The sequence below is a fragment of the Nonomuraea sp. NPDC003804 genome (assembly GCF_040610675.1).
In the GTDB taxonomy this organism is placed as follows: Bacteria; Actinomycetota; Actinomycetes; order Streptosporangiales; family Streptosporangiaceae; genus Nonomuraea.
Genome location: NZ_JBEXMT010000001.1, coordinates 347,061 through 367,156 on the forward strand (window position 1 = coordinate 347,061; position 20,096 = coordinate 367,156).

General features: G+C 67.5%; 27 protein-coding genes and 1 tRNA gene. 13 read left to right on the top strand and 15 right to left on the bottom strand.

Annotated elements, in window-relative coordinates:
* Positions 1-96 precede the first annotated feature (96 nt).
* On the bottom strand, positions 97-927 hold the full coding sequence (locus tag ABZX22_RS01620; RefSeq protein ID WP_354904912.1) for a sugar nucleotide-binding protein: 831 nt from the start codon (positions 925-927) through the stop codon (positions 97-99).
* A 254-nt stretch (positions 928-1,181) separates the two neighbouring features.
* Positions 1,182-1,664, bottom strand: coding sequence for a CHRD domain-containing protein (locus ABZX22_RS01625; protein ID WP_354904914.1), 483 nt, complete (start codon positions 1,662-1,664; stop codon positions 1,182-1,184).
* A gap of 275 nt (positions 1,665-1,939) precedes the next feature.
* Here ABZX22_RS01625 and ABZX22_RS01630 point away from each other — a divergent pair, with 275 nt between their 5' ends.
* Positions 1,940-2,734 carry a class I SAM-dependent methyltransferase gene (locus ABZX22_RS01630; protein WP_354904917.1) on the top strand — a complete coding sequence of 265 codons (795 nt, stop codon included), beginning with the start codon at positions 1,940-1,942 and terminating at the stop codon, positions 2,732-2,734.
* Between the two features lie 272 nt (positions 2,735-3,006).
* Here the strand turns inward: ABZX22_RS01630 and ABZX22_RS01635 are convergent, their stop codons facing one another.
* Together ABZX22_RS01635 and ABZX22_RS01640 are read right to left on the bottom strand one after the other, a co-directional pair.
* Positions 3,007-3,153: a hypothetical protein gene (locus ABZX22_RS01635; protein ID WP_354904920.1), complete on the bottom strand. Its 147-nt coding sequence runs from the start codon at positions 3,151-3,153 to the stop codon at positions 3,007-3,009.
* On the bottom strand, positions 3,146-3,814 hold the full coding sequence (locus ABZX22_RS01640; RefSeq protein ID WP_354904922.1) for a helix-turn-helix domain-containing protein: 669 nt from the start codon (positions 3,812-3,814) through the stop codon (positions 3,146-3,148). Before ABZX22_RS01640 ends, ABZX22_RS01635 begins: the two co-directional genes overlap by 8 nt.
* Before the next feature lie 85 nt (positions 3,815-3,899).
* On the opposite strand from ABZX22_RS01640, the gene ABZX22_RS01645 reads away from it, so the two are divergent.
* From ABZX22_RS01645 to ABZX22_RS01655, 3 genes are all read left to right on the top strand, one after another.
* Complete coding sequence (locus ABZX22_RS01645; RefSeq protein ID WP_354904925.1) at positions 3,900-4,406, top strand: DUF1772 domain-containing protein; 507 nt, start codon at positions 3,900-3,902, stop codon at positions 4,404-4,406.
* Between the two features lie 132 nt (positions 4,407-4,538).
* Positions 4,539-5,078 (top strand): hypothetical protein, encoded by a 540-nt coding sequence (locus tag ABZX22_RS01650; protein ID WP_354904928.1) that lies wholly within the window; start codon positions 4,539-4,541, stop codon positions 5,076-5,078.
* Between the two features lie 110 nt (positions 5,079-5,188).
* Positions 5,189-5,335 carry a hypothetical protein gene (locus ABZX22_RS01655; protein ID WP_354904931.1) on the top strand — a complete coding sequence of 49 codons (147 nt, stop codon included), beginning with the start codon at positions 5,189-5,191 and terminating at the stop codon, positions 5,333-5,335.
* Between the two features lie 395 nt (positions 5,336-5,730).
* Here the strand turns inward: ABZX22_RS01655 and ABZX22_RS01660 are convergent, their stop codons facing one another.
* Positions 5,731-6,039, bottom strand: a complete 309-nt coding sequence (locus ABZX22_RS01660) for a hypothetical protein (protein ID WP_354904933.1) — start codon at positions 6,037-6,039, stop codon at positions 5,731-5,733.
* A gap of 18 nt (positions 6,040-6,057) precedes the next feature.
* Between ABZX22_RS01660 and ABZX22_RS01665 the strand changes: the two genes are divergently transcribed.
* Positions 6,058-6,663 carry a DUF6461 domain-containing protein gene (locus tag ABZX22_RS01665; RefSeq protein ID WP_354904935.1) on the top strand — a complete coding sequence of 202 codons (606 nt, stop codon included), beginning with the start codon at positions 6,058-6,060 and terminating at the stop codon, positions 6,661-6,663.
* Positions 6,664-6,770: 107 nt separating this feature from the next.
* On the opposite strand, the gene ABZX22_RS01670 is transcribed toward ABZX22_RS01665, so the two are convergent.
* Positions 6,771-6,971 (bottom strand): hypothetical protein, encoded by a 201-nt coding sequence (locus ABZX22_RS01670; RefSeq protein ID WP_354904937.1) that lies wholly within the window; start codon positions 6,969-6,971, stop codon positions 6,771-6,773.
* 285 nt (positions 6,972-7,256) lie between these two features.
* Between ABZX22_RS01670 and ABZX22_RS01675 the strand changes: the two genes are divergently transcribed.
* The 4 genes from ABZX22_RS01675 (at position 7,257) to ABZX22_RS01690 (ending at position 10,326) form a co-directional block, all read left to right on the top strand.
* Entirely contained in the window at positions 7,257-7,406 is a 150-nt protein-coding gene (locus ABZX22_RS01675) for a hypothetical protein (protein ID WP_354904939.1), read from the top strand.
* Complete coding sequence (locus ABZX22_RS01680) at positions 7,403-7,810, top strand: hypothetical protein (protein WP_354904941.1); 408 nt, start codon at positions 7,403-7,405, stop codon at positions 7,808-7,810. The genes ABZX22_RS01675 and ABZX22_RS01680 overlap by 4 nt, the downstream gene beginning before the upstream one ends.
* A complete protein-coding gene (locus tag ABZX22_RS01685) occupies positions 7,810-8,235 on the top strand; it encodes a DUF6193 family natural product biosynthesis protein (RefSeq protein ID WP_354904944.1) in 426 nt (141 codons plus the stop codon). Before ABZX22_RS01680 ends, ABZX22_RS01685 begins: the two co-directional genes overlap by 1 nt.
* Before the next feature lie 660 nt (positions 8,236-8,895).
* A complete protein-coding gene (locus tag ABZX22_RS01690; protein ID WP_354904947.1) occupies positions 8,896-10,326 on the top strand; it encodes an ATP-binding protein in 1,431 nt (476 codons plus the stop codon).
* Between the two features lie 339 nt (positions 10,327-10,665).
* On the opposite strand, the gene ABZX22_RS01695 is transcribed toward ABZX22_RS01690, so the two are convergent.
* Positions 10,666-11,187, bottom strand: coding sequence for a UTRA domain-containing protein (locus ABZX22_RS01695; RefSeq protein ID WP_354904950.1), 522 nt, complete (start codon positions 11,185-11,187; stop codon positions 10,666-10,668).
* Between the two features lie 532 nt (positions 11,188-11,719).
* On the opposite strand from ABZX22_RS01695, the gene ABZX22_RS01700 reads away from it, so the two are divergent.
* The gene (locus ABZX22_RS01700) at positions 11,720-12,031 is read left to right on the top strand and encodes a hypothetical protein (protein WP_354904952.1); all 312 of its coding nucleotides are present in this window, start codon (positions 11,720-11,722) and stop codon (positions 12,029-12,031) included.
* A gap of 973 nt (positions 12,032-13,004) precedes the next feature.
* Here the strand turns inward: ABZX22_RS01700 and ABZX22_RS01705 are convergent.
* Positions 13,005-13,919: a GntR family transcriptional regulator gene (locus tag ABZX22_RS01705; protein ID WP_354904955.1), complete on the bottom strand. Its 915-nt coding sequence runs from the start codon at positions 13,917-13,919 to the stop codon at positions 13,005-13,007.
* 122 nt (positions 13,920-14,041) lie between these two features.
* Between ABZX22_RS01705 and ABZX22_RS01710 the strand changes: the two genes are divergently transcribed.
* Genes ABZX22_RS01710 through ABZX22_RS01720 form a run of 3 tightly spaced genes read left to right on the top strand, consistent with a single transcriptional unit; the run spans position 14,042 to position 16,877 of the window.
* On the top strand, positions 14,042-15,499 hold the full coding sequence (locus ABZX22_RS01710) for a replication initiator (protein WP_354904958.1): 1,458 nt from the start codon (positions 14,042-14,044) through the stop codon (positions 15,497-15,499).
* On the top strand, positions 15,496-15,696 hold the full coding sequence (locus ABZX22_RS01715; protein WP_354904961.1) for a helix-turn-helix domain-containing protein: 201 nt from the start codon (positions 15,496-15,498) through the stop codon (positions 15,694-15,696). The genes ABZX22_RS01710 and ABZX22_RS01715 overlap by 4 nt, the downstream gene beginning before the upstream one ends.
* Positions 15,693-16,877 carry a site-specific integrase gene (locus tag ABZX22_RS01720; protein ID WP_354904963.1) on the top strand — a complete coding sequence of 395 codons (1,185 nt, stop codon included), beginning with the start codon at positions 15,693-15,695 and terminating at the stop codon, positions 16,875-16,877. Before ABZX22_RS01715 ends, ABZX22_RS01720 begins: the two co-directional genes overlap by 4 nt.
* 59 nt (positions 16,878-16,936) lie before the next feature.
* Here ABZX22_RS01720 and ABZX22_RS01725 read toward each other — a convergent pair.
* The 7 genes from ABZX22_RS01725 to ABZX22_RS01755 form a co-directional block, all read right to left on the bottom strand.
* Positions 16,937-17,008, bottom strand: a tRNA-Val gene (locus ABZX22_RS01725).
* A gap of 17 nt (positions 17,009-17,025) precedes the next feature.
* Positions 17,026-17,967: an ROK family protein gene (locus ABZX22_RS01730; RefSeq protein WP_354904966.1), complete on the bottom strand. Its 942-nt coding sequence runs from the start codon at positions 17,965-17,967 to the stop codon at positions 17,026-17,028.
* A 54-nt stretch (positions 17,968-18,021) separates the two neighbouring features.
* The gene (locus tag ABZX22_RS01735) at positions 18,022-18,351 is read right to left on the bottom strand and encodes a hypothetical protein (protein ID WP_354904969.1); all 330 of its coding nucleotides are present in this window, start codon (positions 18,349-18,351) and stop codon (positions 18,022-18,024) included.
* Between the two features lie 19 nt (positions 18,352-18,370).
* Positions 18,371-18,799 (bottom strand): peroxiredoxin, encoded by a 429-nt coding sequence (locus ABZX22_RS01740; protein ID WP_354904971.1) that lies wholly within the window; start codon positions 18,797-18,799, stop codon positions 18,371-18,373.
* A gap of 55 nt (positions 18,800-18,854) precedes the next feature.
* Positions 18,855-19,283, bottom strand: a complete 429-nt coding sequence (locus ABZX22_RS01745; protein ID WP_354904973.1) for a DUF3052 domain-containing protein — start codon at positions 19,281-19,283, stop codon at positions 18,855-18,857.
* 101 nt (positions 19,284-19,384) lie between these two features.
* Complete coding sequence (locus ABZX22_RS01750) at positions 19,385-19,792, bottom strand: secondary thiamine-phosphate synthase enzyme YjbQ (protein WP_354904976.1); 408 nt, start codon at positions 19,790-19,792, stop codon at positions 19,385-19,387.
* Between the two features lie 9 nt (positions 19,793-19,801).
* Complete coding sequence (locus tag ABZX22_RS01755; RefSeq protein WP_354904978.1) at positions 19,802-19,984, bottom strand: DUF1918 domain-containing protein; 183 nt, start codon at positions 19,982-19,984, stop codon at positions 19,802-19,804.
* Between the last annotated feature and the right edge of the window lie 112 nt (positions 19,985-20,096).

Consider the following 20,096-nt stretch of genomic DNA (forward strand, 5'->3'; position numbering starts at 1 on the left):
AGAAGGTGATGCGACTTGCGGACCGACGAAGCAGTCCAGGAGATAACCGACTCACCCCGCAGGCCGGCTGCCCTGCTTTTCAGACTGGGGTCGCGATCATCGCCGGCCGTCGCCGAGAAATCGGCGCGCGCCGCGCAACGTGGTCCGAAGCCGCCGCTGAGTCATGGCACAGTCCAAGCGCACGTCTGCCGGACCGGTCAAGCCGGTGTCCGCCCGCCGGCCTGCAGGCAAACGGTCCGCGTCGAGGCCGTCGCGGCGGGCGATGAGCAGCCCGAGCTCGTATCGGCTCACGGCATCGGCTCCGGCGACATGGTGGACACCCCGGTACTCGGAGGCGGCAAGTTCCAGAAGCGCCGCAGCGAGATCAGCCTTGTGCACGGGACACCGCACGTCATCGGTGAACAGCGCTCCTTTCGACCTACCGGTGGCAAGTGCGTGCACCAGGGCCTCGTGCGAGGAGTCGCCGTCGCCGATGATCAAGGACGTCCGGGCTGTCACCGCAGCGGGCACGATCGCGTTCACCGCTGTCTCGGCGGCGGCTTTGGCCGCGCCGTACGGGCTGATCGGGTCAGGGACGCACGTCTCGTCATAGCGAATCGCGGCGCCCGAGAAGACCGCGTCGCTCGAGACATGGACGAGGCGTCCACCTTCCCTGGAGACAGCCAGAGCCACGTTCGCCGCGCCGATCGCCGTGGTCGTCCAATCCGTCTGCCGAAAAGCAGCGTTGATGACCGCCTCTGGCCGGAATGCGCCGATCAGCACATCGACGTCCTCCCGCCGGCGCACGTCGAGCGGCAGCCACTCAAGACCGGCGGTCTCCCCAGGCCGGGTCAGATAGGTGGCAGCCACCTCGTGCCCGGCGAGCAAACACTGTCGAACGAGTTCGCGGCCGAGAAAGCCACTGCCGCCGACGATGAGGGTCCTCATGGCCGGTCACCATAGACCAGCCGCTCCGAGACATGGCGCTCATGCTCATCGACATGTCGAACCCAGTTGATCGCCACTGGTGCCCGAACGGCGCACAGATGGTGCCGCTTCACGGGCACGAAGCCCGTGAAGCGGTCACTTGACGTCATCAGGCACCCGCTGGACGGTGCCCGTACGGCCGGCGCCCGTACGGCCGGCCGCGTGGGGCGGGTGACCGAAGGATCCCTCCCCGGACACCGCGGGGCCAGGATTCGTCAGACGGCTTCGGTGAGCTGGCCGCGGATGGCGCCATCCGGGAACTCCGCGTTGTGGACGTTGGTGTAGAACTGGCTCGGGTTCTGGAGGATGGCATGCAGTTCGTCGCGGGTCAGCGTGGTGGCGGCGTTGTCGGCCGTCTGGTGCTTCACGGCGCGAATGCAGTCGCTCGCGAAGCCCCGGGTGGGCGCCTGCAACGTCACCACGATCGGACCCGCCACACCCACCCTTCCTTCATGGATGTGCGCTGCGGTCGCGGGCTGGATGTTGTGGGCGGTGATGACGTAGCAGAGCGACCGTCCGCTCACCCTCCAGGCGAAGATCCCCACGCCGTCCGGATCGCCGGGACCGGGAACCTCCTGGGCGCCGGTCATCTCGACGAACTGGTAGGGCGACGGGTCGTGTGCGGTCGCGCCGGCCGTACCGGAGAAGACGGCCGCTACCGCGGCGAGTGCCGGAATCAGGATAAGTGACTTGATCATGACAAGCCTCCTTTGATAACTATGAGTAGCGATGAATCACTTTGCGTAGTGTTTCCGGGCTCTGTCGGATCGAAACCGCGCTGTCACGACGGGCATCGTCAAGGAGGCGCCATGACCGACGACGACCCGGTGCCGGCCTGGAGGCGAGATCAGCCGTGGGCTCGAAGGCAGTACGGCCGGTGATGCGGCAAGGACACCTGGCAGTCGAACGGGCCGCGGAACGGCTGGGGAGTAACTCGTTTGCCCGCGGTGCACGGCTCACGACATGATCAAGTATGAGGGTGACACGCGAGCTGCTCGCCTACTACGGACAGGACAGGGAGCACGGTCGGCTTCGCGCAGGGCGTGACCGGTTGGAGTTCTGGCGGACACAAGATGTGCTGCGCCGGTTGCTGCGGCCCGCTCCGGCCCGGGTGCTGGACGTGGGTGGCGGCACCGGGGTGCACGCCGAGTGGCTGGTCGCCGACGGCTACCAGGTCGAGCTGCTGGATCCGGTCCCGCTGCACGTGGAGCGGGCCGCGGAGCTGGCCGGGGTGACGGCGCGGCTGGGCGACGCACGGGAGCTTCCGGTGCCGGACGCGAGCGCGGACGCCGTCCTGCTGCTGGGCCCGCTCTACCACCTGGCCGAGCGCGCCGACCGGGTGCGGGCGCTGGCCGAGGCTCGGCGTGCCGTACGGCCCGGCGGGCTGGTGGCCGCCGCGACCATCAACCGATTCGCAGCCGTGCACGACACGGTCTACATGGGCTCGTACACCGAGGAGCGGCAGCGGGAGACGGCGCACGCGGCGGCGAAGGACGGGATCATGCTCTCCCCAGGAGGTGGATTCCCCGCCTACTTTCACGACCCTGACGAGGTCTCGGGCGAGTTCGCCGACGCAGGCCTTCCCGGCGCCGAGCGGTACGGGCTCGAGGGCGCCTTCTGGCTCTACGGCGACATCGACGACTGGCTAGACGACCCGGAACGCCGCACGCTGCTGCTCGATGCCCAGCGCTCGATGGAGTCCGTCCCGTCACTGCTGGGAGTGAGCGGCCACCTGCTCACCGTCGCCTGGCGGCCCGGCCCGCACTAAATGTACCGACTTGGTCAGCAGCGGAACGAGCGCGTCCCATGAGCGGGTCGACGCGGCGAGCCCGTGGACCAGTACGAGTGCGGGGGCATCGGGAGGGCCGTCCTGGCCACGTAGATGTTCCCGCCGTCGAGGGGCAGGGTCGGATTCCCGCTGGCCTCGATGCCCTCCCGCGTCACCACCACCGCGTTCACGAGAAGCAGTCCTACACGACGACGAAGAGGACGGCCGAGGCGATCAGGAGGCGCCGCCGGCGCCGTGCCACGCTGCTCACGTCAGCCACCGGTGCGGAAACCGCAGATCGGCGGCGTGGAAACAGCGGGGTCGTCGAACTCCAGCAAAATAATCACGGGCCTACTGTCGCCGCCGGTGCGCGCCGGCGGCTTGTACGAATGTTCCGGCCAACCGAGCCGTTCAACCATGCGGGTGTTCGAGGAGGGCCGCCGCGAGCATGGCGGCGAGCCACTCCTCGTACTCGGCTTCACTCCATGCGCACACCTCGGTCAGCTTCTCGAAGTTCTCCGTCGAGGTGAGGACATAGATCCGCTCGGCCGCTCTGGCCGCGGGGAGGCCCTGGCGCAACGCGCCGAGAGCATGCAGATGTTCGGCCGGTCCGCGGCTTCCCATCAGCCTTTCGCGTTCGATGCCGGCCAGGACGTCCTGGAGCCCCGTGTCGGTCGGAGAGGCGGCGGCCGCCGCGCGCAGGACCCGGTGCACGGGCTGGACGCGCCGGAGGACCGCGGTGGCCATGGCGGCGTACCGGGCCAGCTTGCGTACGGGATCCGGCTCGTCGATGATCGCCTGGACTTCGGGGCGGGCGCTCTGCGGCAGGGGCCGGGCGTCCCCGGCCAGCGTGATGTCGTAGACGAGCTTCGCCAGTGCGGGCTTGCCGCCGGGGCAGGACGTGTACAACGTCTGGACGGCCACGCCGGCTTCACGCGCCACTTCGGCCATCGTGGTGTCGGCGTAGCCCTTGCCGATCATCAGTTTCCGCGCCGCCGTCGCGATCTTCCGCCGCGTGGCCTGCGCGTGCTCCTGGCGCAGGGCGCTGGAGTAGGCGCGTCGCTTCTTCTGCTCAGTCATCGGTAGCCATGATTTCATTGACTAGAGACTCTTCTAATGAAAAAGTGCAATTCTAATTGAATCTCCGCCGGGGGAAGGACGCACCGTGTCCCTGGTTCTCACCGCGTCCAGGATGGTCGCGCTGTTACTGGTCGGCCTGTACGCAGGCGGTGTCTTCTTCGTGGTGATCGCCCCGTCCGTGACCCGGATGCCGGGGCCCGCGTACGTCAGGTACTGGCAGGCGCTCAACGTCGACTACGGCCGTGGCATGCCACCGCTCCTTCTGGCCGGCATCGCGGCGATGTTCGTCGTGTCGGTCCTGTCGTGGCGCCGCGGATGGCTCGTCTTCGGCGTCAGCTCGGCCGTCCTGATCCTGGTGATCCTCGCGGTCTGCCTCACCCTGGCAGGCATGGAACCTCTCAACCAGATCGCGAACAGCTGGGATCCCGACCGGTTGCCCGCCGACTGGCACGAGAGCCGACAACGGTGGGTCAACCTGCACCTCGTCCGAACGGCACTCGCCCTCGCGGCGTTCGCGTGCCTGATCATCGGCCAAGGCGTCGACCGCGCCGGGCCAGAGCACCTTGTTGCGCCCGGGCAGGCTGAGCGTTGATCGCGTCGCATCGCCGAAGGCAGGCTCGCGATCCGTTCCCCCGCCCTTCCGAAGACCGAGAAGGGAAATCCACATGGCACGATCCGCCCCATTGACCACGTCGGCGCTCTCACCGAGAACGGCGACCAGGTGATGGCCAGGTCGCTCGTTGCCGGTGTCGCCCTGGCCGCGGCCCTGCTCGCCGCTTGCGGGTCGCCGTCCACCGATGCGGTGGGCGAAGCGGCCGCCGACCGGCCGCAACCGGCGGCGGACGGATGCCCGCTCACGCCCGAGGCCCTCACCGAGGCCACCTCCTTACGGTGGGAACTGAAGGAGAGGCGCGCCGCCTACCCGCTGGAGGCAGCAGAGTCGATCAAGGCGACGGTCTGCCTCTTCACCTCGGCCGACGCCCCGCAGGAAGGCTCCGATCCGCTGACGATGCGGGTCGACCTGGTGGAGGGCACGGACTCCGCCACCGTCAGGAAGAGCTTCACAGGCACCTGCACCGAGAACGGCGGCAGCGTTCGGGACTCGTCCGGGGCGCTGGTCTGCGACAGGAACGGCTCAGTCGTGGAAGGACTCGCCGGCGCCGGAGACCGGGCGATCAACGTCTACTGGGTCAATGCCGACACGTCCACCGCGGCCAAGTTCACCCCCGTCTTCGGCCGGATCCTCGCCGCACTCGCCGACTAGGCCCAACCGCGATCTTCGATCAAAAGGCTCTAACGGCACCGCGCGGCTCGACGCCAAGGTGGTCAGCCTGGATGGCGACGACGCCTGGTCGATGTGGGCACGGTTGCCGGATGAGGACCGCGCCGTGCTCGGCGAGCCGCGGTTTCGTCAAGAACCTGCCCGTGCGATTCCGGACGTACCGCTGGCTCGCCGACGACCGGCTCGACCCCGACCTGTTCGACCTGGTCAAGCACATTTCGCCGAGTAAGCACTGCTGAGCCGCATCGGCGCGGACCACCGATCACCTGAGCCCTTGTCACGATCATCCCGGAGCCGAGGCCCCCGCCGGAGGCACAAGACCTTGACCAGCCCCGCAGCGGCGGAGACTGTGGTTGGAGCGATCACGATGGAAGGGCGGATGCGTGCTGGGATTGGGCTGGTACGAAGTCCTGTCTGTCTCGGCCCTGGTGTTGACTGTCATAGTCACCATCGTTCTCCTACGGCGCCGGCACCGTTGACGCGAGCGGTATCCGCTGCGCGGCGCCGAGGTCGGCGGGCTGCTTGGGACGGCGTGCCCGCCGATCGGCGTGGCGGCCGCGCGCTGCCGCCGACCAGGACCGGCCCCCAGGCCGCATGCTCGGGCGGCGGACAAGCGCCGGGCCGCATCTGCAACTTACGTCGGCAGCGTGCGGCCATGCTCCAGGTACAGGGTTCGCCCGATGTTGTGGGCGGTGATGGCGGAAGAGACCCGGCTGGCCAGTCGCTCGATCAGGCTGGGCTTGCCCGGCCAGGCTCCATACGGCTCTGAGCTGCGGCGATAATCCACAGCCGTCCACTGTCGTCCGGCCCCGTCTGTGGCCGTTGTCATCCGGTTCGTCACCCAGAAGGCATCCCCTGGGGACAGGGCCGACACCCGACGCTCGTTCACCGACCGGGTCTCCGGATCCGTTTTGTCGGCGACTAATGCGATCATGCCGCTCACGCCATCAGAGGAGTGACCATGACCGAGATCCCCGAAGAATTCTCCTGCTTCCCCGGCTACGAAACACTAGGTGAAATCTACTGCGTGTCCTTCGTCCGAGATCTCTCCCCCGAGGAAGTCCTCCGCCGGTTCGGCGTGGACGAGACCACCATGGAGGAGGTGGCATTCGATGAGCTGGACGAGCGCTCGGCGGAGAGCATGAGGGACGACGCGGCCGGATACATCGGCGCCGCCAAGGTTGGCGACTGGGCCGTGGTTGTCGAACCGGGGGGATGGCAGATCGCCGTCGACCCCGAGACATACGCCCGGGTCTCGCAGGGAACCGAGGTCGTGTCGGTCTGCTGCCACAACTACGCCTCGGACACCTTCGCCTACATCGTCGACGGCACGCCGGTCGTCTGGTTCGACCCGATGCTCCCGGACGCACGGTCGGGCAGTGATCCAGACCGCTTCGTCGAGGAGATGCGCGAGCTCGGACTGGATCCCGACCATGACATCGACGGCCCGGGCATCGACTACCCGATTGAGAGGTCGTTCGCCCTGGCGAGCAGGATCACCGGCCTTCTCTTCTCCCCGGACATACTGAACCTGCGGTTCCTCGGCGCAGAACCCCTTGAGGAATGATCGGCAGGAGGGGACGGGCTGTCGGCGGGCTTGCGCCGACCTCGACAGGCAACTCCACCCGACCTGCTGCCGTCTGCACAGCCACAGTCCGATCCTAGGATCGCCTCTCAGAACTCGTCGTGCCCGGAGACCTGCCCGATCGGGAAGATGTGCCGGTTGGCGGCGCAGATCGTCCCCTGGACGTGGATGGGCGTGCCCTCGGTGGAGTAGCTCGCCCGGAGCACCTGGACGATCCACTCGCCGGGCTCAAGCTCCAGGACGTCAGCCCGTGATCCAGGCGTCTTCGGGGTGCAGCGGCCGACGCGCATGCGAAGCACCCCGCAGGGGCCGCGTAGCGGTGGGGCCGGCGGCGGAACGGCTCTGAGCCACACCGCCCTCATGCACGAAGACGACGGAGATGCACGAGAGCGAAGGGTCTTCGGCTGTCCAGAGAGCCTCGCCCGGGGACTCTGATCATGGACCTGGTCGCCGTTGATCGGCACTCTTAGGAGCGGAGGCGGTGCGCGCCGGGACCGGCTGCTGGACGACGCCGTCAGCATCATGCAGAACATCCGTGCCATGGTCGCCACCTTCACCGCACGGGGTGAGGCCACATGACACTGGCTCACTTCCTCGATGGGCTCCGGTGCTCGGTCTGCCGCACCCTCAACGCGCTGTGGCTCGACCCGGCCCGCGCTCTGGTCGAGTGCCGCGAATGCGGCCAGTCCGCGCACGTGACCGCCGACGACGGGAGGACTGCATGACCGAACGTTGCCTTCCCCGCGCCGTCCACCAGGCCATGCCGGTGGCCCGTGAGGTGGCCGTGGAGGTGGCCAAGCAGTACGGCGTGTGCATCCGGCCCATCCCCTCAAGCGGCTCGACGTCCACACGGGCCGCTGGGAGGTCGCGGACGTCCCCTGCGTGGCAAGATCGGCTTCCCGGCCTGCACTTCCATGATCTCCGGCACACCGGAAACACGATCGCCGCCAGTTCGGGAGCGAGCCTCAAAGACCTCGTGCAGCGCATGGGACATGACTCAGTCCGGGCCGCGCTGATCTGCCAGAACAGCACGGCGGAGACCGACCGGAAGATCGCCGACGCCATGAAGTCCAAGATCGCACAGAACATCGTCGATGGGTCTTCGGCTAGGCCCTCCGGCGCCGGCTAATGGCACGGCAATGGCACAGCGGCATACATCATGTGACCATAAACGCGCCCCGATCTGGCACGGACATCGTCGAATCCGGTTGGCGGTACGTTCGCACTGATGGACGTGTATGCCTCGAGCTGTTGGACGAAGCCTATGCCGAGCCACGCTTGAGGCAGTTGTTTCCCTGGACGGGCATGGGAGAACTCCACTTCAGCCGCTGCACGGGTTCTCGATGGACATGGGATATCCCATACATCGCACCCGCCGCGGGAGACGGCTACATGGTGTTGGGCCCTCGCCGCGGCGAGAAGGTGGGACCTGCCGCAACGCCGGCACGGGCCGTCGCGATGGTGGTGGAACGTCTTCCGCTTGATTGTGGCCCTGCCTTCGTGGGCACCCCTGACGAACTCGCTGCTCACGAGCGATCAACCGCCGATTCGTGAGGCATACAACTTCGCACGCTCCCCGCTGATCCATCAGCACGGCAGGGCCGACGCCGACCGGAGCATCGCCGACGCGATGAACACCAAGATCACCAGGAACGCACAAGACCTCCGGCAGAGGACCGCTGCATCAGCTAATGGCACGCTAATGACACGAAGCCCCGTTTCCATGATCGGAAACGGGGGATGTCGCAGGTGGGCGGTACTGCGTTCGAACCAGTGACCCCTCGCTTGTAAGGCATGCCAGGAGAAGGCGGGATCTTGGGTGACGCGGGTTCTCGCCTCGGCAAACGTTCCGCCCAAATCCTCGGCTGTCCACGCTCGCCTCTGGCCGTTGTCACTCAGATAGGCACTCAGCGGGACGACGTGGCCGTGTTCCAGATGGGCCGTCCCCCGGCGAACGGGCGGCGGCGGCTTTGAGAGGACTGACAAGGCGCTCGATCAGGAGGATGGCGACGTCGGCGGCGCCGGATGGAGCGCCTCGGCATCACGTCGATCGGGAACTCGTCAGGCCGCGCGATGCTTGGACGGTCGGCTCCGGAATGCCGGACTCTCTGGGCAGCTACGGGTCTGGGGCGCCGGATCGGAACAGGATGAAATATAACCAGAATCCGAGTAAACGTAACCAGTCCATGGTTACATTTACCTATGAGCCGGCACGTGCACGAGTTGGTCGCACGTCTCCGCACGACCGGGGGCGACTACGACGATGTCGAGGTCAAGTCGGCGGCAGGAGGGCTGCCGCAGTCGCTCGCCTCAACTCTGAGCGCGCTCGCAAACCATCCAGGCGGCGGGACGATCATCCTCGGGCTCGACGAGGCCACCGGCTTTCGTCCGGTCCAGCTGTCAGATCCGCAAGCTCTCAAGCAGGGCCTCGCTCACAAGGCTCGCTCGTTCTCGCCGCCTGTTCAGCTCACGATCAGCGACGCAGAAGTGGATGGGGCGCCGGTCATCGTCGCCAGAGTGCATGAATGCGATCCGTCAGCCAAGCCGTGTCGGATCATGGCGTCGGGCACGGCATACATGCGGGGGTATGACGGGGACTTCCCACTGTCGGATTTGGAAGAGCAGGCATTCCTTGCCGCCCGTAAGCCACCGCTCTTCGACCGGCAACCCGTGACAGGAGCCACCCGCGAGGACCTGGACGGCGACCTTGTCGCAGCATTCCTACGTTCGGTGCGCGAACGGGATCCCCACGGCCTCGGCCGTTTCCCTGACGATGTCGAGTTGCTCCGGCGTGCTGGAGTGACTCTGCCCGACGGCACTCCGACCGTTGCAGGTCTGTTGGCTTTGGGGGTCCATCCACAGGAGTGGTTTCCGCGCTTCGTCATCCAGGCTACGGCGGAGCCATTGCCGACCGATCCCGCAGGATCGCGAGCTCGGAATCAGACGACGATCACTGGGGCCATTCCGCGGATGCTGGAAGACGCCCTGCGCTGGGCGCGGCGAACCTTTGACACCAGCGTCGTGTCGGCTCCGGACGGAACCGTTCGTGATCAGCCCGCTTATCCATACATCGCCTTCCGCGAGATCATCGCGAACGCTCTTATCCATCGCGACCTCGATCATTGGTCGGCTGGCATGGCCGTAGAGGTTCGGCTCCGCCGTGACCGGTTGATCGTCTCCAACCCGGGCGGTCTGTACGGCATCACGGTCGATCGGCTCGGCCGGGATGCCGTCACCTCCGCACGCAATGCGCGACTCGTTGCGATCTGCCAACACGCTCGCACGCCAGAAACAGGCGCGCGAGTGATCGAGGCGCTGGCAACCGGCATTCCGATCGTGGCCAACGCCCTGGCAGAGGCCGAGCTCCCACCTGCGCATTACATCGACGCCGCCATCCGATTCACTGTCGTTCTACGGCAGCAGGCAGTTCCCGTCATCCGCCCGGGCTCCGACCTGAACGAGACGGAGCTACGCGTCTACGACGCCTTGGCGGCCGGGACACGCAGTGTCGCTGACCTCAAGCAGGAACTGAACCTGTCCGCACCCAACATCCGCAAGGCACTCCGCGAACTGAGATCGAGAGGACTCGTCGAGCAACTGGGGGGCCAAGGACGGTCAACAACCTACCGGAGACTCTCGGAATAGGGGATGCTGATGTCCTTGCACGCCGGTTCGCCCAGCCGGACAAGACAGGCCTGATGCCCAGGAGTTGGCCAGTTGGGCGACGACTGATCAGGCCAATTTCGCCGATGACGGCGAAACCCGCTTGCGCGGACAAATGACCCGACAGCCCCGAAGGGTGATCGCCACGGGGTTTCTGATGCAGGTGGGCGGTACTGGGTTCGAACCAGTGACCCCTCGCTTGTAAGGCACCTCCGACGATCGCGGGATCACCTCGGATTCCTACGCTCACCTGGGGATACGGTCCAGGGCGATCCTCCCTGGTCCATGGTCGTCCGAGGCGGTTGTCACCCAGTTAGTCACTCAGAATTCGTCGTACCCGGAGACCTGTCCGATCGGGAAGATGTGCCGGTTGGCGGCGCAGATCGTCTCCAGGACGTGGATGGGCGTGCCCTCGGTGGAGTAGCTCGCCCGGAGCACCTGGACGATCCACTCGCTGGGCTCCAGCTCCAGCGTCTCCCGCTCGAAGGGTGTCGGCGGCCTGGCGGTGAGGTTCTCCTCCGCGTGGCCGAACGTGTAGCCCAGGGCGGTCAAGGCGGACTGCAACGACGGCTGCACGAACTCGGGCTCGGCCAGCCTGGTGTCGCCGAACAGGTCGGCGCGAAAGTAGCTGGTCGCGATTCTCACCGGCACGTCGTTGGCCAACATCATCTTGCGTCTCGCGACGATCTCCGCGCCCGGTTCGGCACGGAGGCAAGCCGCTACATGATCACTGGCGGGCTCCAGCCCGACGTACAGCATCCGCCGGTCGGCCTTGAGCCCCTGCCGTTCCGCCTCCGCGAGGAAGAGCGACTTCGAGCCGCGTACGGCTGGCTCGGTCGGCAACGCTCGCTGGACCAGCACCCTGGGTGCCGGAGATGCTGGCCCTTCTGGCGCGCGGGCCGCTGGCCCTCTCCTCATCTGCGAGATGCGGCCAGGAGATACGCCCAAGCGCCCGGCGATCTCTTCCAAACTCATGCCGGACTCGCGTGCCTCGGCGATCGCCTGGCGTCGCATCTTCGCCGCTTCGGTGACCAAGCCCTGCTCCTCGGTCATGAGGCGACTGAGGATGCGGGCTCGTTCCACGGGGTCGCTCATCAGGGCGACTTCCCTCAGCGTCTTCAGATCCATCCGGGCAATGCCTCCTCAGCGACTGACGCGAGCCGGTTTTAGCCCCCCTATTGCGAGGGCTAAGGCCAGGTTCTACCCTCGACTTTAGCCCCCCTAAAGTGGGGGACTAAGTAGGACCCCCGCCATGGGAGCACGGTGCTGGAACACCGCCCACAACGGGGGTCCAGAACGCATCGAGAGCTTTGGGGCGTCAACGATGCAGAACCAGATTACTGCCGTGCCCAGGAACGGCAAGGAGTCACAAGCAGTGCTATCGGCAGACATACTGCGCGACGCACTGCTGCGAGAGCACGACATACCGGCGGACACGCATGACGGGTACGGCATGGTGCTCGTCTCCGTCTGGGTCGGGCTGGTGGTGTGGTGCGACGGCGAGTGGTTCTGGTGGCGGTCGGGGTGGGACGAGCGGCGCAAGCGTGCCGTGTACGCCCGTCATCCGGCCATCGATCCATCACGGGCCGCCCGACGAATCGCCTTCCGCTACGCCGACCTTCGGGAGAAACGACCGCTGTCGGCCGTATCTGATGACGTGGGGACAGCGAGCAAGGCACCGGGGTGACGTCGCCTCGGCACATGCCAGGGGTGCGGGCCAAGATCGTGGACTTGCTGCACAGTCCGGCTCGAACCCGTGCCTCTGGCGCGTGGCTGATCGGTCAGCGTGGAACTGTGGTCATGGTCCTGCGCAACGGCACTCTGGCCTTGTTCGAGCTCGACGACGCGGCCGACGATCTACCGGGCGGCGTTCGGCGTTGGCCGGTTCACTGGGACGACCTGCTCGTGTATGGCACGGAATCGGGGTCGGACCATCCCTGCGAGGCCTACCGGCTCGGGCTGTCCGGCACTGGACGGCAAGCGGTGCAGCACGCCGTACCAGTCAACACGAAGATCAGCTTGTGCGGGGAACCGGTGTATCCATTGCCGGTGTGCGGCTGGTCGATACCGTTCTCGCCCACAGCGGACCGGGCTTGCCCAAAGTGCATTCACCTGGCAGCGCTCCCATGAGCATCGCCATCGAACGAGCTGGACTGTCGCGCCGTTGGTCGTGGGTCGGTGCTTCCCACGGCCCACTCCCCCCCCCCGCCCCCGATAGCTGCCAGATTGTGTGGCCCGACCGAGGTGTCCACTCCGTCTTCGGATGCCGTTCTCACGCGGCTTCCACGCGACCTTCGCCCATGGCGCGCAGACGGAGTTGACGCCGACCGAGGGACACGAACAATGCGGTGTCGGGGGCGGGGGTACGGACCTCAGCCATTGCCCATGAGTCTTCGGAGTGCAGCGGCCGGCGCGCATGCGAAGCACCCCGTAGGGGCCGCGTAGCGGTGGGGGCCGGTGGCGGAACGGCCATCAGGTGGCTTGCTGGACTCAGCAGTCGGAATGGTCTGTGCTTGTTGGTCGTCACGCCGCCAGGAGCGGGGGCGGTGCGCGCCGGGACCGGCCCCCAGGCCGCACGCCCGGCGCGCAGGCCGCCCGGAGCGGGCGGCGGCGTGGCGAGCGGAGCGAGCCCTTGACCCAGTAAAGAAACTCTGAGCCACCTACAGCGCCAGCACGATCGGGCCGTCCGGGCTCATCTCCGGCCATCCGGTCCGCTCGCCGGTCGAAGTCTGGGTGTGAGTGTGGTCGATGGCGGCTTCGCTGATGGTGGTGGTCTCGAACTCTTCGGCTGCGGCTTTGATCTCGGTGGCTTCCAGCGGCTGGCCGTCGCGGCTGAGCATTATGCGGCGGATCAGCAGGATGGGCGCTCCGACTTCGAGTCGCAGGCGCAGGCGTTCGGTCTCGTAGGGCATGCGGGCGGTGACAGTGGTGAACCACTCGATCGGACCCCGGTCGGCCTGGATGAGCTCGTAGAACGGTTCGTGTCTGGGTTGGACGCGGCTGTTCTTCTTCTTGGGCGGGGGGATGACGTCGGCGTTGGTGTAGGAGTTGACCTCGATGAAGCGCTTCTTGACGTGCATCCACAGGTTGAGCCGGTGGATGACCCTGTGGCCGAGGCGGGTGCCGAGCATGGCGGCGATCTCGCGGTTGGCGGGGATGGTGATGGAGCGGCCGTAGATCTCGCCGCCTTGGCCGTCGTCTTCGCCGGGGATGGGCAGGCGGAGCCAGCCCCAGGACTGGTTGATCTCGTTGAAGCGCAGGTCGACCAGGTCGGGTCGGGGTTCCAGGCCGAGCAGGATCAGGAACCGGTCGGGGATGGTGCGGACGAAGGTGCCCCGTCCGCGCACGATGGTGACCAGTCCTTCGAGGACGAGGGTCTTGAGTGCCTGGCGGACGGTGGGGCGGGAGACGCTGTAGCGGCTGGCGAGCTGGGTCTCGCTCGGGAGCGGGCTGCCCGGGGCGTAGTGGCCGTCCAGGATGTCGGCGCGCAGGGCTGAGGCGATGACGCGCCAGATCGAGTCGTCGGTGGGGCCGGGCGGCTCGTCGGGGATGTCGGGAGTGTCGTCGAATTCCATGCACTTTCCTTCCACTCATCACTCCACTTGTACTACAGGCTGACGTACGATGTCAGCATGACACAACTTGTACTACATGCTGAAGCACTGGAGCGGCCTAGACGAGAGGACGGTGATGCGCCATGACAGCCCCACAACCCGACTGGATGTCCGACTTAGCACGCCTGATCAACGACCCCGCATACGCCCGATGGCAACGCATGGTCGCCGCGACCGGCGGCTGCGCCCGGCCCGTCCACCTGACCGGCGGCTCGGCCATCATCGATGCCGACACCGGCGAGATCCTGCACGACTACCAGACCGCCGACGAACCCGGCGGCCACCTACTCAAAGCCTGCGGCAACCGCCGCGCCTCCGTCTGCCCGGCCTGCTCCGAGGTCTACCAGGCCGACACCTTCCACCTCATCCGCGCGGGCCTGTCCGGCGGCAAAGGCGTCCCCGAGACCGTGAGCGCTCACCCCCGGGCGTTCGTCACCCTGACCGCCCCCTCCTTCGGTCCCGTTCACTCTCACCGCGAGGGCCGCGCCTGCCGACCCCGTAAGCCCGGCACCGTGTGCGAGCACGGGCGGCCGGTCGGCTGCCACACCCACCACCACCCGCAGGATGACCGGCTCGGGCAGCCGATCTGCCCCGACTGCTACGACTACCGAGGGGCGGTGCTGTGGCAGGCGCACGCGGGCGCGCTGTGGCAACGCTTCACCCTGACTCTGCGCCAACAGCTCGCGACCGAGACGGGGATGAGCCGTCGCGCCTTCGCCCAGCACGTCAAGCTGTCCTTCGCCAAGGTCGCCGAGTACCAGCGGCGCGGCCTGGTTCACTTCCACGCCATCATCCGCCTCGACGGCTCAGACGGACCCGGCCAGCAGCCGCCGGACTGGGCCGATCACCACCTGCTGGTCCGGGCGATCCCCGCCGCCGCCCGAGCCGTCGAATTCCTCTCCCCCGCCAGCGACCTGGGCCGGTGGACCCTCGCCTGGGGTGACCAGCTCGACATCCGCCCCATCCTCCTCGACCCCCGCGCCGACGGACTGAGCGAACGCACGGTGGCGGGCTACATCTCCAAGTACGCCACCAAAGGTGCCGAAGCCTCCGGCACCATCGACCACCGACTGTCCTGCCCCGCCTGCCGTGGACGGGGCCGGATCAGCCTGACGGCCACCTGCGCGTTATGCCACGGCACCGGCCTCAAGCCCGGTCTGCACCTGGACGCTCTCCCTGTCAGCGAGCACGCCCGATCCATGATCCGCACCTGCTGGGACCTGGGCGCACGCCCCGAATACCGCGCCCTGCGCCTGCGGCCGTGGGCGCACATGCTCGGCTTTCGCGGCCACTTCTCCAGCAAGAGCCGCGCCTACTCCCTCAACCTCGGCGACCTTCGAGGCGCACGCACCCGTCACCGCGCCGCCCAAGCCCGCCAGCAGCACGACCTACCCGCCCTCGACGACACCACCACCCTCATCCTGGGCCACTGGCGCTTCGCCGGAATCGGCCACACCCCCGGCGAAGCGATCATCGCCGAACACATCCGCCAGCGCGTTCAGACCGCACGCAAGATCGCCGCAGAGCGGGAGGAGCGATGACCGCGCCCATCCTGATCCACTCGCGGCGGCTCTACCGCGTGTGCGACGCCATGCGCCTGCTCAGCCTGAGCCGCAGCGTGATCTACGAACTCATCCGATCGGGCCGCCTGCGCTCGGTCACCCAGGGCCGTACCCGGCTCATCCCGGCATCGGCCATCGACGACTACATCGCCCTACTCGAACGGGAGGCATCATGACCACGCGACGCAGCAGAGGAGACGGCGGCCTGCACTGGGACGAGCAACGCCAGCGCTGGATCGCCTCGGTGACGGTCGGCTACACCCCGGCCGGAAAGCGCATCGTCAAGAGGGCCAGCGGCAAGACCAAGACCGAAGCCAAGGCCAAGCTCAAAGAGATCATCCGCGACTACGAAGACGGCCTGGCCATCGCCCCGGGCAACTACACGGTGGCCAACGCGGTCCGCTACTGGCTGGAGCACGGTCTGAGCGGCCGATCCCCGGCCACGGTCACGATGTACCACACGTACGCCGACAAGCATGTGTTCCCGGCGCTCGGTGCTCGCAAGCTTCGTGACCTGTCCGTGGAGGACGTCGATCGCTGGCTGGCGAGCAAGACCGACGAGTTGGGCACCCGGTCGCTCAAGCTGATCCACGGCATCCTCAACCGCTCCGTCAAGAGCGCCATGCGGCGGGACATGGTGAAGCGGAACGTGGTCGATCTCTGCGACATCCCGGACGGTCGCGCGGGCCGACCTTCCAAAGCACTCACCCTCACTCAAGCCCTGGCCGTCCTGGCGGAGGCGGAGAAGAGCGGCGAGCGCATCAGGGCGTACATCGTCCTGTCGCTGCTGATCGGCGCGCGTACCGAGGAACTGCGTGCGCTGCTCTGGTCTCACGTCGTCGCGTACGACGCAGAGCGTGGGGCGTGGTTACCAGTGGCAGACGCGGGATGGGACCACGAGGAGTTCGCGATTTACGTCTGGCGCTCCGTCCGGCAGAAGGGCGACACAAAGACCGTGAAGTCCCGGCGCTCGCTCAAGCTACCCCGCCGCTGTGTGGAGGCGCTTCGCCTGCTCTGGGACATGCAGCAAGCCGCACGCGAGAAGGCGGGCGAGCGATGGCAGGACACCGACCTCGTCTTCTGCACGAGGACGGGAACGCCGGTCACCGCGCACAACGTACGACGCGACTTCCGCAAGGTGGTCGAGGCGGCGGGACTCACCGGACGGGAGTGGTCTCCGCGCGAGCTGCGGCACAGCTTCGTGTCGGTGCTGTCGGACTCCGGCGTCCCCATTGAGGACATCTCACGCCTGGTCGGCCACTCCAACACCGTGGTGACCGAGACGGTCTACCGGCACCAGATCCGGCCGGTGATCATGCAGGGAGCTGCGGCGATGGACAAGATCTTTGGGAGTTAGTCACTCACTTAGTCACTCAGGCCCCGTTTCCGCAGTCGGAGACGGGGCCTTTTCGCAGGTGGGCGGTACTGGTATCGAACCAGTGACCCCTCGCTTGTAAGGCGAGTGCTCTACCGCTGAGCTAACCGCCCCTGATCGGCACTACACCTTACGACACCGCGGGCGCCGATCGCACATCCATTGTCCATTCCCGCCCGGCCGAAGGGCGCCCGGCCGCGGTCCAGCCCAGCAGGGCCGCGCCGAGCATGCCCGCGTTGACGCCCAGGGCCGCAGGCACCAGCGGCGGCGCGTCGCGGAAGGCGAGGCGCTTGACCAGCCGGGTTCGTACCGGGTCGAACAGGGCGGGACCGGCCTCGGCCAGCCCGCCGCCCAGGACGATCACGGACGGGTCGAGCAGGAGCGTGTACGTGGCCAGCGCGAGGGACAGGGCTTCGACGGCCTCGTCCCAGACCTCGATGGCCACCGGGTCGTCGGAGGCGACGACTTCCTCGGCCTTGACCCCGGGGATGCCGGAGCGCTCGCTGTAGCGCCGTCCGACGGAGGCGGCGGAGGCGTAGGTCTCCAGGCAGCCGAGCTGCCCGCAGGCGCAGGGCTCGCCGTCCGGGAAGACGGGGATGTGGCCGATCTCGCCGCCCCAGCCGACCGCTCCGCCGTACGGCTGGCCGGACAGGATCATGGCGCCGGCGATGCCGGTGCCGATGGGCAGGAACAGGAAGTCGGACACGCCGCGGCCGGCGCCGAGGACGCTCTCGGCGAGCCCGCCGGTGCGGACGTCGTGGCCCAGCATGACGGGGACGTCCATGTCGACGAAGGCCCGCGCGGGCACGTCGCGCCAGCCGAGGTTGGCGGCGTAGAGCGCGCTGGAGGCCGTCACGAGCCCCGGTACGGCCAGGCCGACCCCGGCCAGCCCGGGACCGCCACGCGCGGCCAGGTCGGCGATGAACTCGCGGATGGTGGTGACGACGGCGTCCGGACCCTCGGCGCGCGGCGTGGCGCGCCGGTCGGTGACCAGCACCTGGCCGTTCTCGCTGACGAGGCCGCCCTTCATGGACGTGCCGCCGACATCGAGCGCGACAACGTAGGAACTCATAGCGGTCATCCTGAGAGGCGGAGGCAGGTCAACGGCTATGAACGATAGCGCACCCTATTGTCGGGAAAGACCGAGCACTCTGGCGAGAGCCGCCTCGACCTCGTCGGCCAGGCCTGGAGGCGGCTCGGAACCCATCGGCTCGGAACCGGCCGGCTCGCTGATCCGCGCGAGCCGTACCGAACCGCAGGAGCGGCACTCGACTTCGCCGAGCCGGCAGATGAGCGACGTGGAGCCGCAGGATTCGCACAGGTCGAGGTCGAGGTCGTGGGAGCGCTGGCAGTCGGGGCAGATGAGCACCTGCGCCTCGCGGCGCACTCCACGCCGCCACGGGCTCGCTCCGCGAACCGGGTCGGTCTGCCGGGCCCCGCACCGGTAGCAGGGCATGATGGCCTCCGATGGACAGTCAGGACAACGCTTGGAGATAGTCGGCGACGTCACGCGCCGAGGAGATCGGGTTGACGACCGACCACCTGATCACGCCCTCGCCGTCGATGAGGAAGGTGCCGCGCTTGGCGAGCCCTTTCGCCTCGTCGAACACACCGTACGCCTGCGCGACCTGTCCGTGTGGCCAGAAGTCGGATAGCAGGGGGAACTCGTACCCCTGCTGATCCGCCCACGCGCGGTGGGTGAACATGGAGTCGACGGAGACCGAGAGCACCGTGACGTCGGCGGGCAGGCGCGGGATGAGTTCGTCGCGCACCTGGCCGAGTTCGCTCTGGCACACCCCGCTGAAGGCCAGCGGGTAGAAGATCAACAGCACCCGCCCGCCCCGCAGGCTCGAGAGCCTGACCGGGGTGCCGTGCTGGTCTGGCAGTTCGAAGTCGGGAGCCATGCCGTTCATCCTGCCGTACGACCAGGTCGGTCGTACGGCAGGCCTCAACGTCTGACTAGCGACGGCCCTTGGGCGCCACGAGCCTGGTCCCCGACCAATCGGGTGCTGCGGAGATGCTGCTGGTCTGCGAGAGGCCCGCGGTGGCGGCGTCCTCCCCGATGTCGCTCGGCTCCACGTGGCCATCTCTGCCGGCCTTGGGAGTCAGCAGCCAGATCTGGCCCGCCTCGGCCAGAGATCGCATCGCATCGCTGAGAGCGTCGAAGAGGTCGCCGTCGCCGTCGCGCCACCACAGCAGCACCACGTCGGCGACTTCGTCGGTTTCCTCGTCCAACAGCTCGGTGCCGGTCAGGTTCTCGATGGACTCGCGAAGCTCTTCGTCGCAGTCCTCGTCCCAGCCGATCTCCTGCACCACCTGACCCGGCTTGAGGCCGAGTCGTTCGGCCAGGCTGCGCTCGCCCTGCGCCTGACCCGCGGTCGCGCTCACTTGTATCCCTCCTGATATGCGGTCATCGCTTCGGGACAGTCCACACGCTGTGACCCTCAGTCGTCAACGGTCGCCACGATGACGGCCGTACTCCACACGAATTAATCCGACAAAAACGACAGTCGAACCTGCCGTTCACGGTTGTCGACGTTCAGGTCGACGACGGCGATCGACTGCCATGTGCCCAGCTCCAGCCGCCCGCCGAGCACGGGGACGGTGGCGTGGGGCGGGACCAGGGCCGGCATCACGTGCGACCTGCCGTGGCCACGAGAGCCGTGGGCGTGTCGCCACCGGTCGTCGGCGGGCAGCAGGTCGGCCAGGGTGGCGAGCAGGTCGTCGTCACTGCCGGAGCCGAGCTCGAGCAGCGCCACTCCGGCCGTCGCGTGCGGCACGAACACGTGCAGCAGCCCGTCGCCGCCCACCGATCGTACGAAGTCCTCGCACTCACCTGTGATGTCGTGCACCGTCTCGCGCGACCCGGTGGTCACCGAGATGATCTGGGATTTCACATGGAAATCCTATGTGTGCTCGACGATCGCGTCCGGACCGGGAAACACCAGGCCGGTGTGCCCGTCGTCGAACCTGACCATATACGGAGGCCCGCCGTCGGCACCCCGCACTTCGATGATCTCGCCGTGCCGGTCTGCCTCTCCAACGGTGTTGCCGTGCACGAGGAGCCGGTCTCCTACCGTCGCGTTCATACCTCCCACCTTCGTACGGCGGGGCCGATCCGAAAAGCCCCTTGACCGAGGTAGAAGGGCAAAAGATAAGCGAAACGTTACGGTCCGCCCGCACAGCGTCGACCCCTCGCGT

Coding starts and splice junctions, on each gene's coding strand:
- ABZX22_RS01735 (WP_354904969.1), bottom strand. CDS start 18,351: ATGCCCTGCTACCGGTGCGGGGCCCGGCAGACCGACCCGGTTCGCGGA.
- ABZX22_RS01670 (WP_354904937.1), bottom strand. CDS start 6,971: ATGCGCGTCGGCCGCTGCACCCCGAAGACGCCTGGATCACGGGCTGAC.
- ABZX22_RS01620 (WP_354904912.1), bottom strand. CDS start 927: ATGAGGACCCTCATCGTCGGCGGCAGTGGCTTTCTCGGCCGCGAACTC.
- ABZX22_RS01650 (WP_354904928.1), top strand. CDS start 4,539: ATGGCCAGGTCGCTCGTTGCCGGTGTCGCCCTGGCCGCGGCCCTGCTC.
- ABZX22_RS01720 (WP_354904963.1), top strand. CDS start 15,693: ATGACCACGCGACGCAGCAGAGGAGACGGCGGCCTGCACTGGGACGAG.
- ABZX22_RS01710 (WP_354904958.1), top strand. CDS start 14,042: ATGACAGCCCCACAACCCGACTGGATGTCCGACTTAGCACGCCTGATC.
- ABZX22_RS01715 (WP_354904961.1), top strand. CDS start 15,496: ATGACCGCGCCCATCCTGATCCACTCGCGGCGGCTCTACCGCGTGTGC.
- ABZX22_RS01685 (WP_354904944.1), top strand. CDS start 7,810: ATGGCACGGCAATGGCACAGCGGCATACATCATGTGACCATAAACGCG.
- ABZX22_RS01705 (WP_354904955.1), bottom strand. CDS start 13,919: ATGGAATTCGACGACACTCCCGACATCCCCGACGAGCCGCCCGGCCCC.
- ABZX22_RS01740 (WP_354904971.1), bottom strand. CDS start 18,799: ATGGCTCCCGACTTCGAACTGCCAGACCAGCACGGCACCCCGGTCAGG.
- ABZX22_RS01655 (WP_354904931.1), top strand. CDS start 5,189: ATGAGGACCGCGCCGTGCTCGGCGAGCCGCGGTTTCGTCAAGAACCTG.
- ABZX22_RS01630 (WP_354904917.1), top strand. CDS start 1,940: ATGAGGGTGACACGCGAGCTGCTCGCCTACTACGGACAGGACAGGGAG.
- ABZX22_RS01730 (WP_354904966.1), bottom strand. CDS start 17,967: ATGAGTTCCTACGTTGTCGCGCTCGATGTCGGCGGCACGTCCATGAAG.
- ABZX22_RS01665 (WP_354904935.1), top strand. CDS start 6,058: ATGACCGAGATCCCCGAAGAATTCTCCTGCTTCCCCGGCTACGAAACA.
- ABZX22_RS01640 (WP_354904922.1), bottom strand. CDS start 3,814: ATGACTGAGCAGAAGAAGCGACGCGCCTACTCCAGCGCCCTGCGCCAG.
- ABZX22_RS01625 (WP_354904914.1), bottom strand. CDS start 1,664: ATGATCAAGTCACTTATCCTGATTCCGGCACTCGCCGCGGTAGCGGCC.
- ABZX22_RS01680 (WP_354904941.1), top strand. CDS start 7,403: ATGACCGAACGTTGCCTTCCCCGCGCCGTCCACCAGGCCATGCCGGTG.
- ABZX22_RS01635 (WP_354904920.1), bottom strand. CDS start 3,153: ATGGTTGAACGGCTCGGTTGGCCGGAACATTCGTACAAGCCGCCGGCG.
- ABZX22_RS01675 (WP_354904939.1), top strand. CDS start 7,257: ATGACACTGGCTCACTTCCTCGATGGGCTCCGGTGCTCGGTCTGCCGC.
- ABZX22_RS01755 (WP_354904978.1), bottom strand. CDS start 19,984: ATGAACGCGACGGTAGGAGACCGGCTCCTCGTGCACGGCAACACCGTT.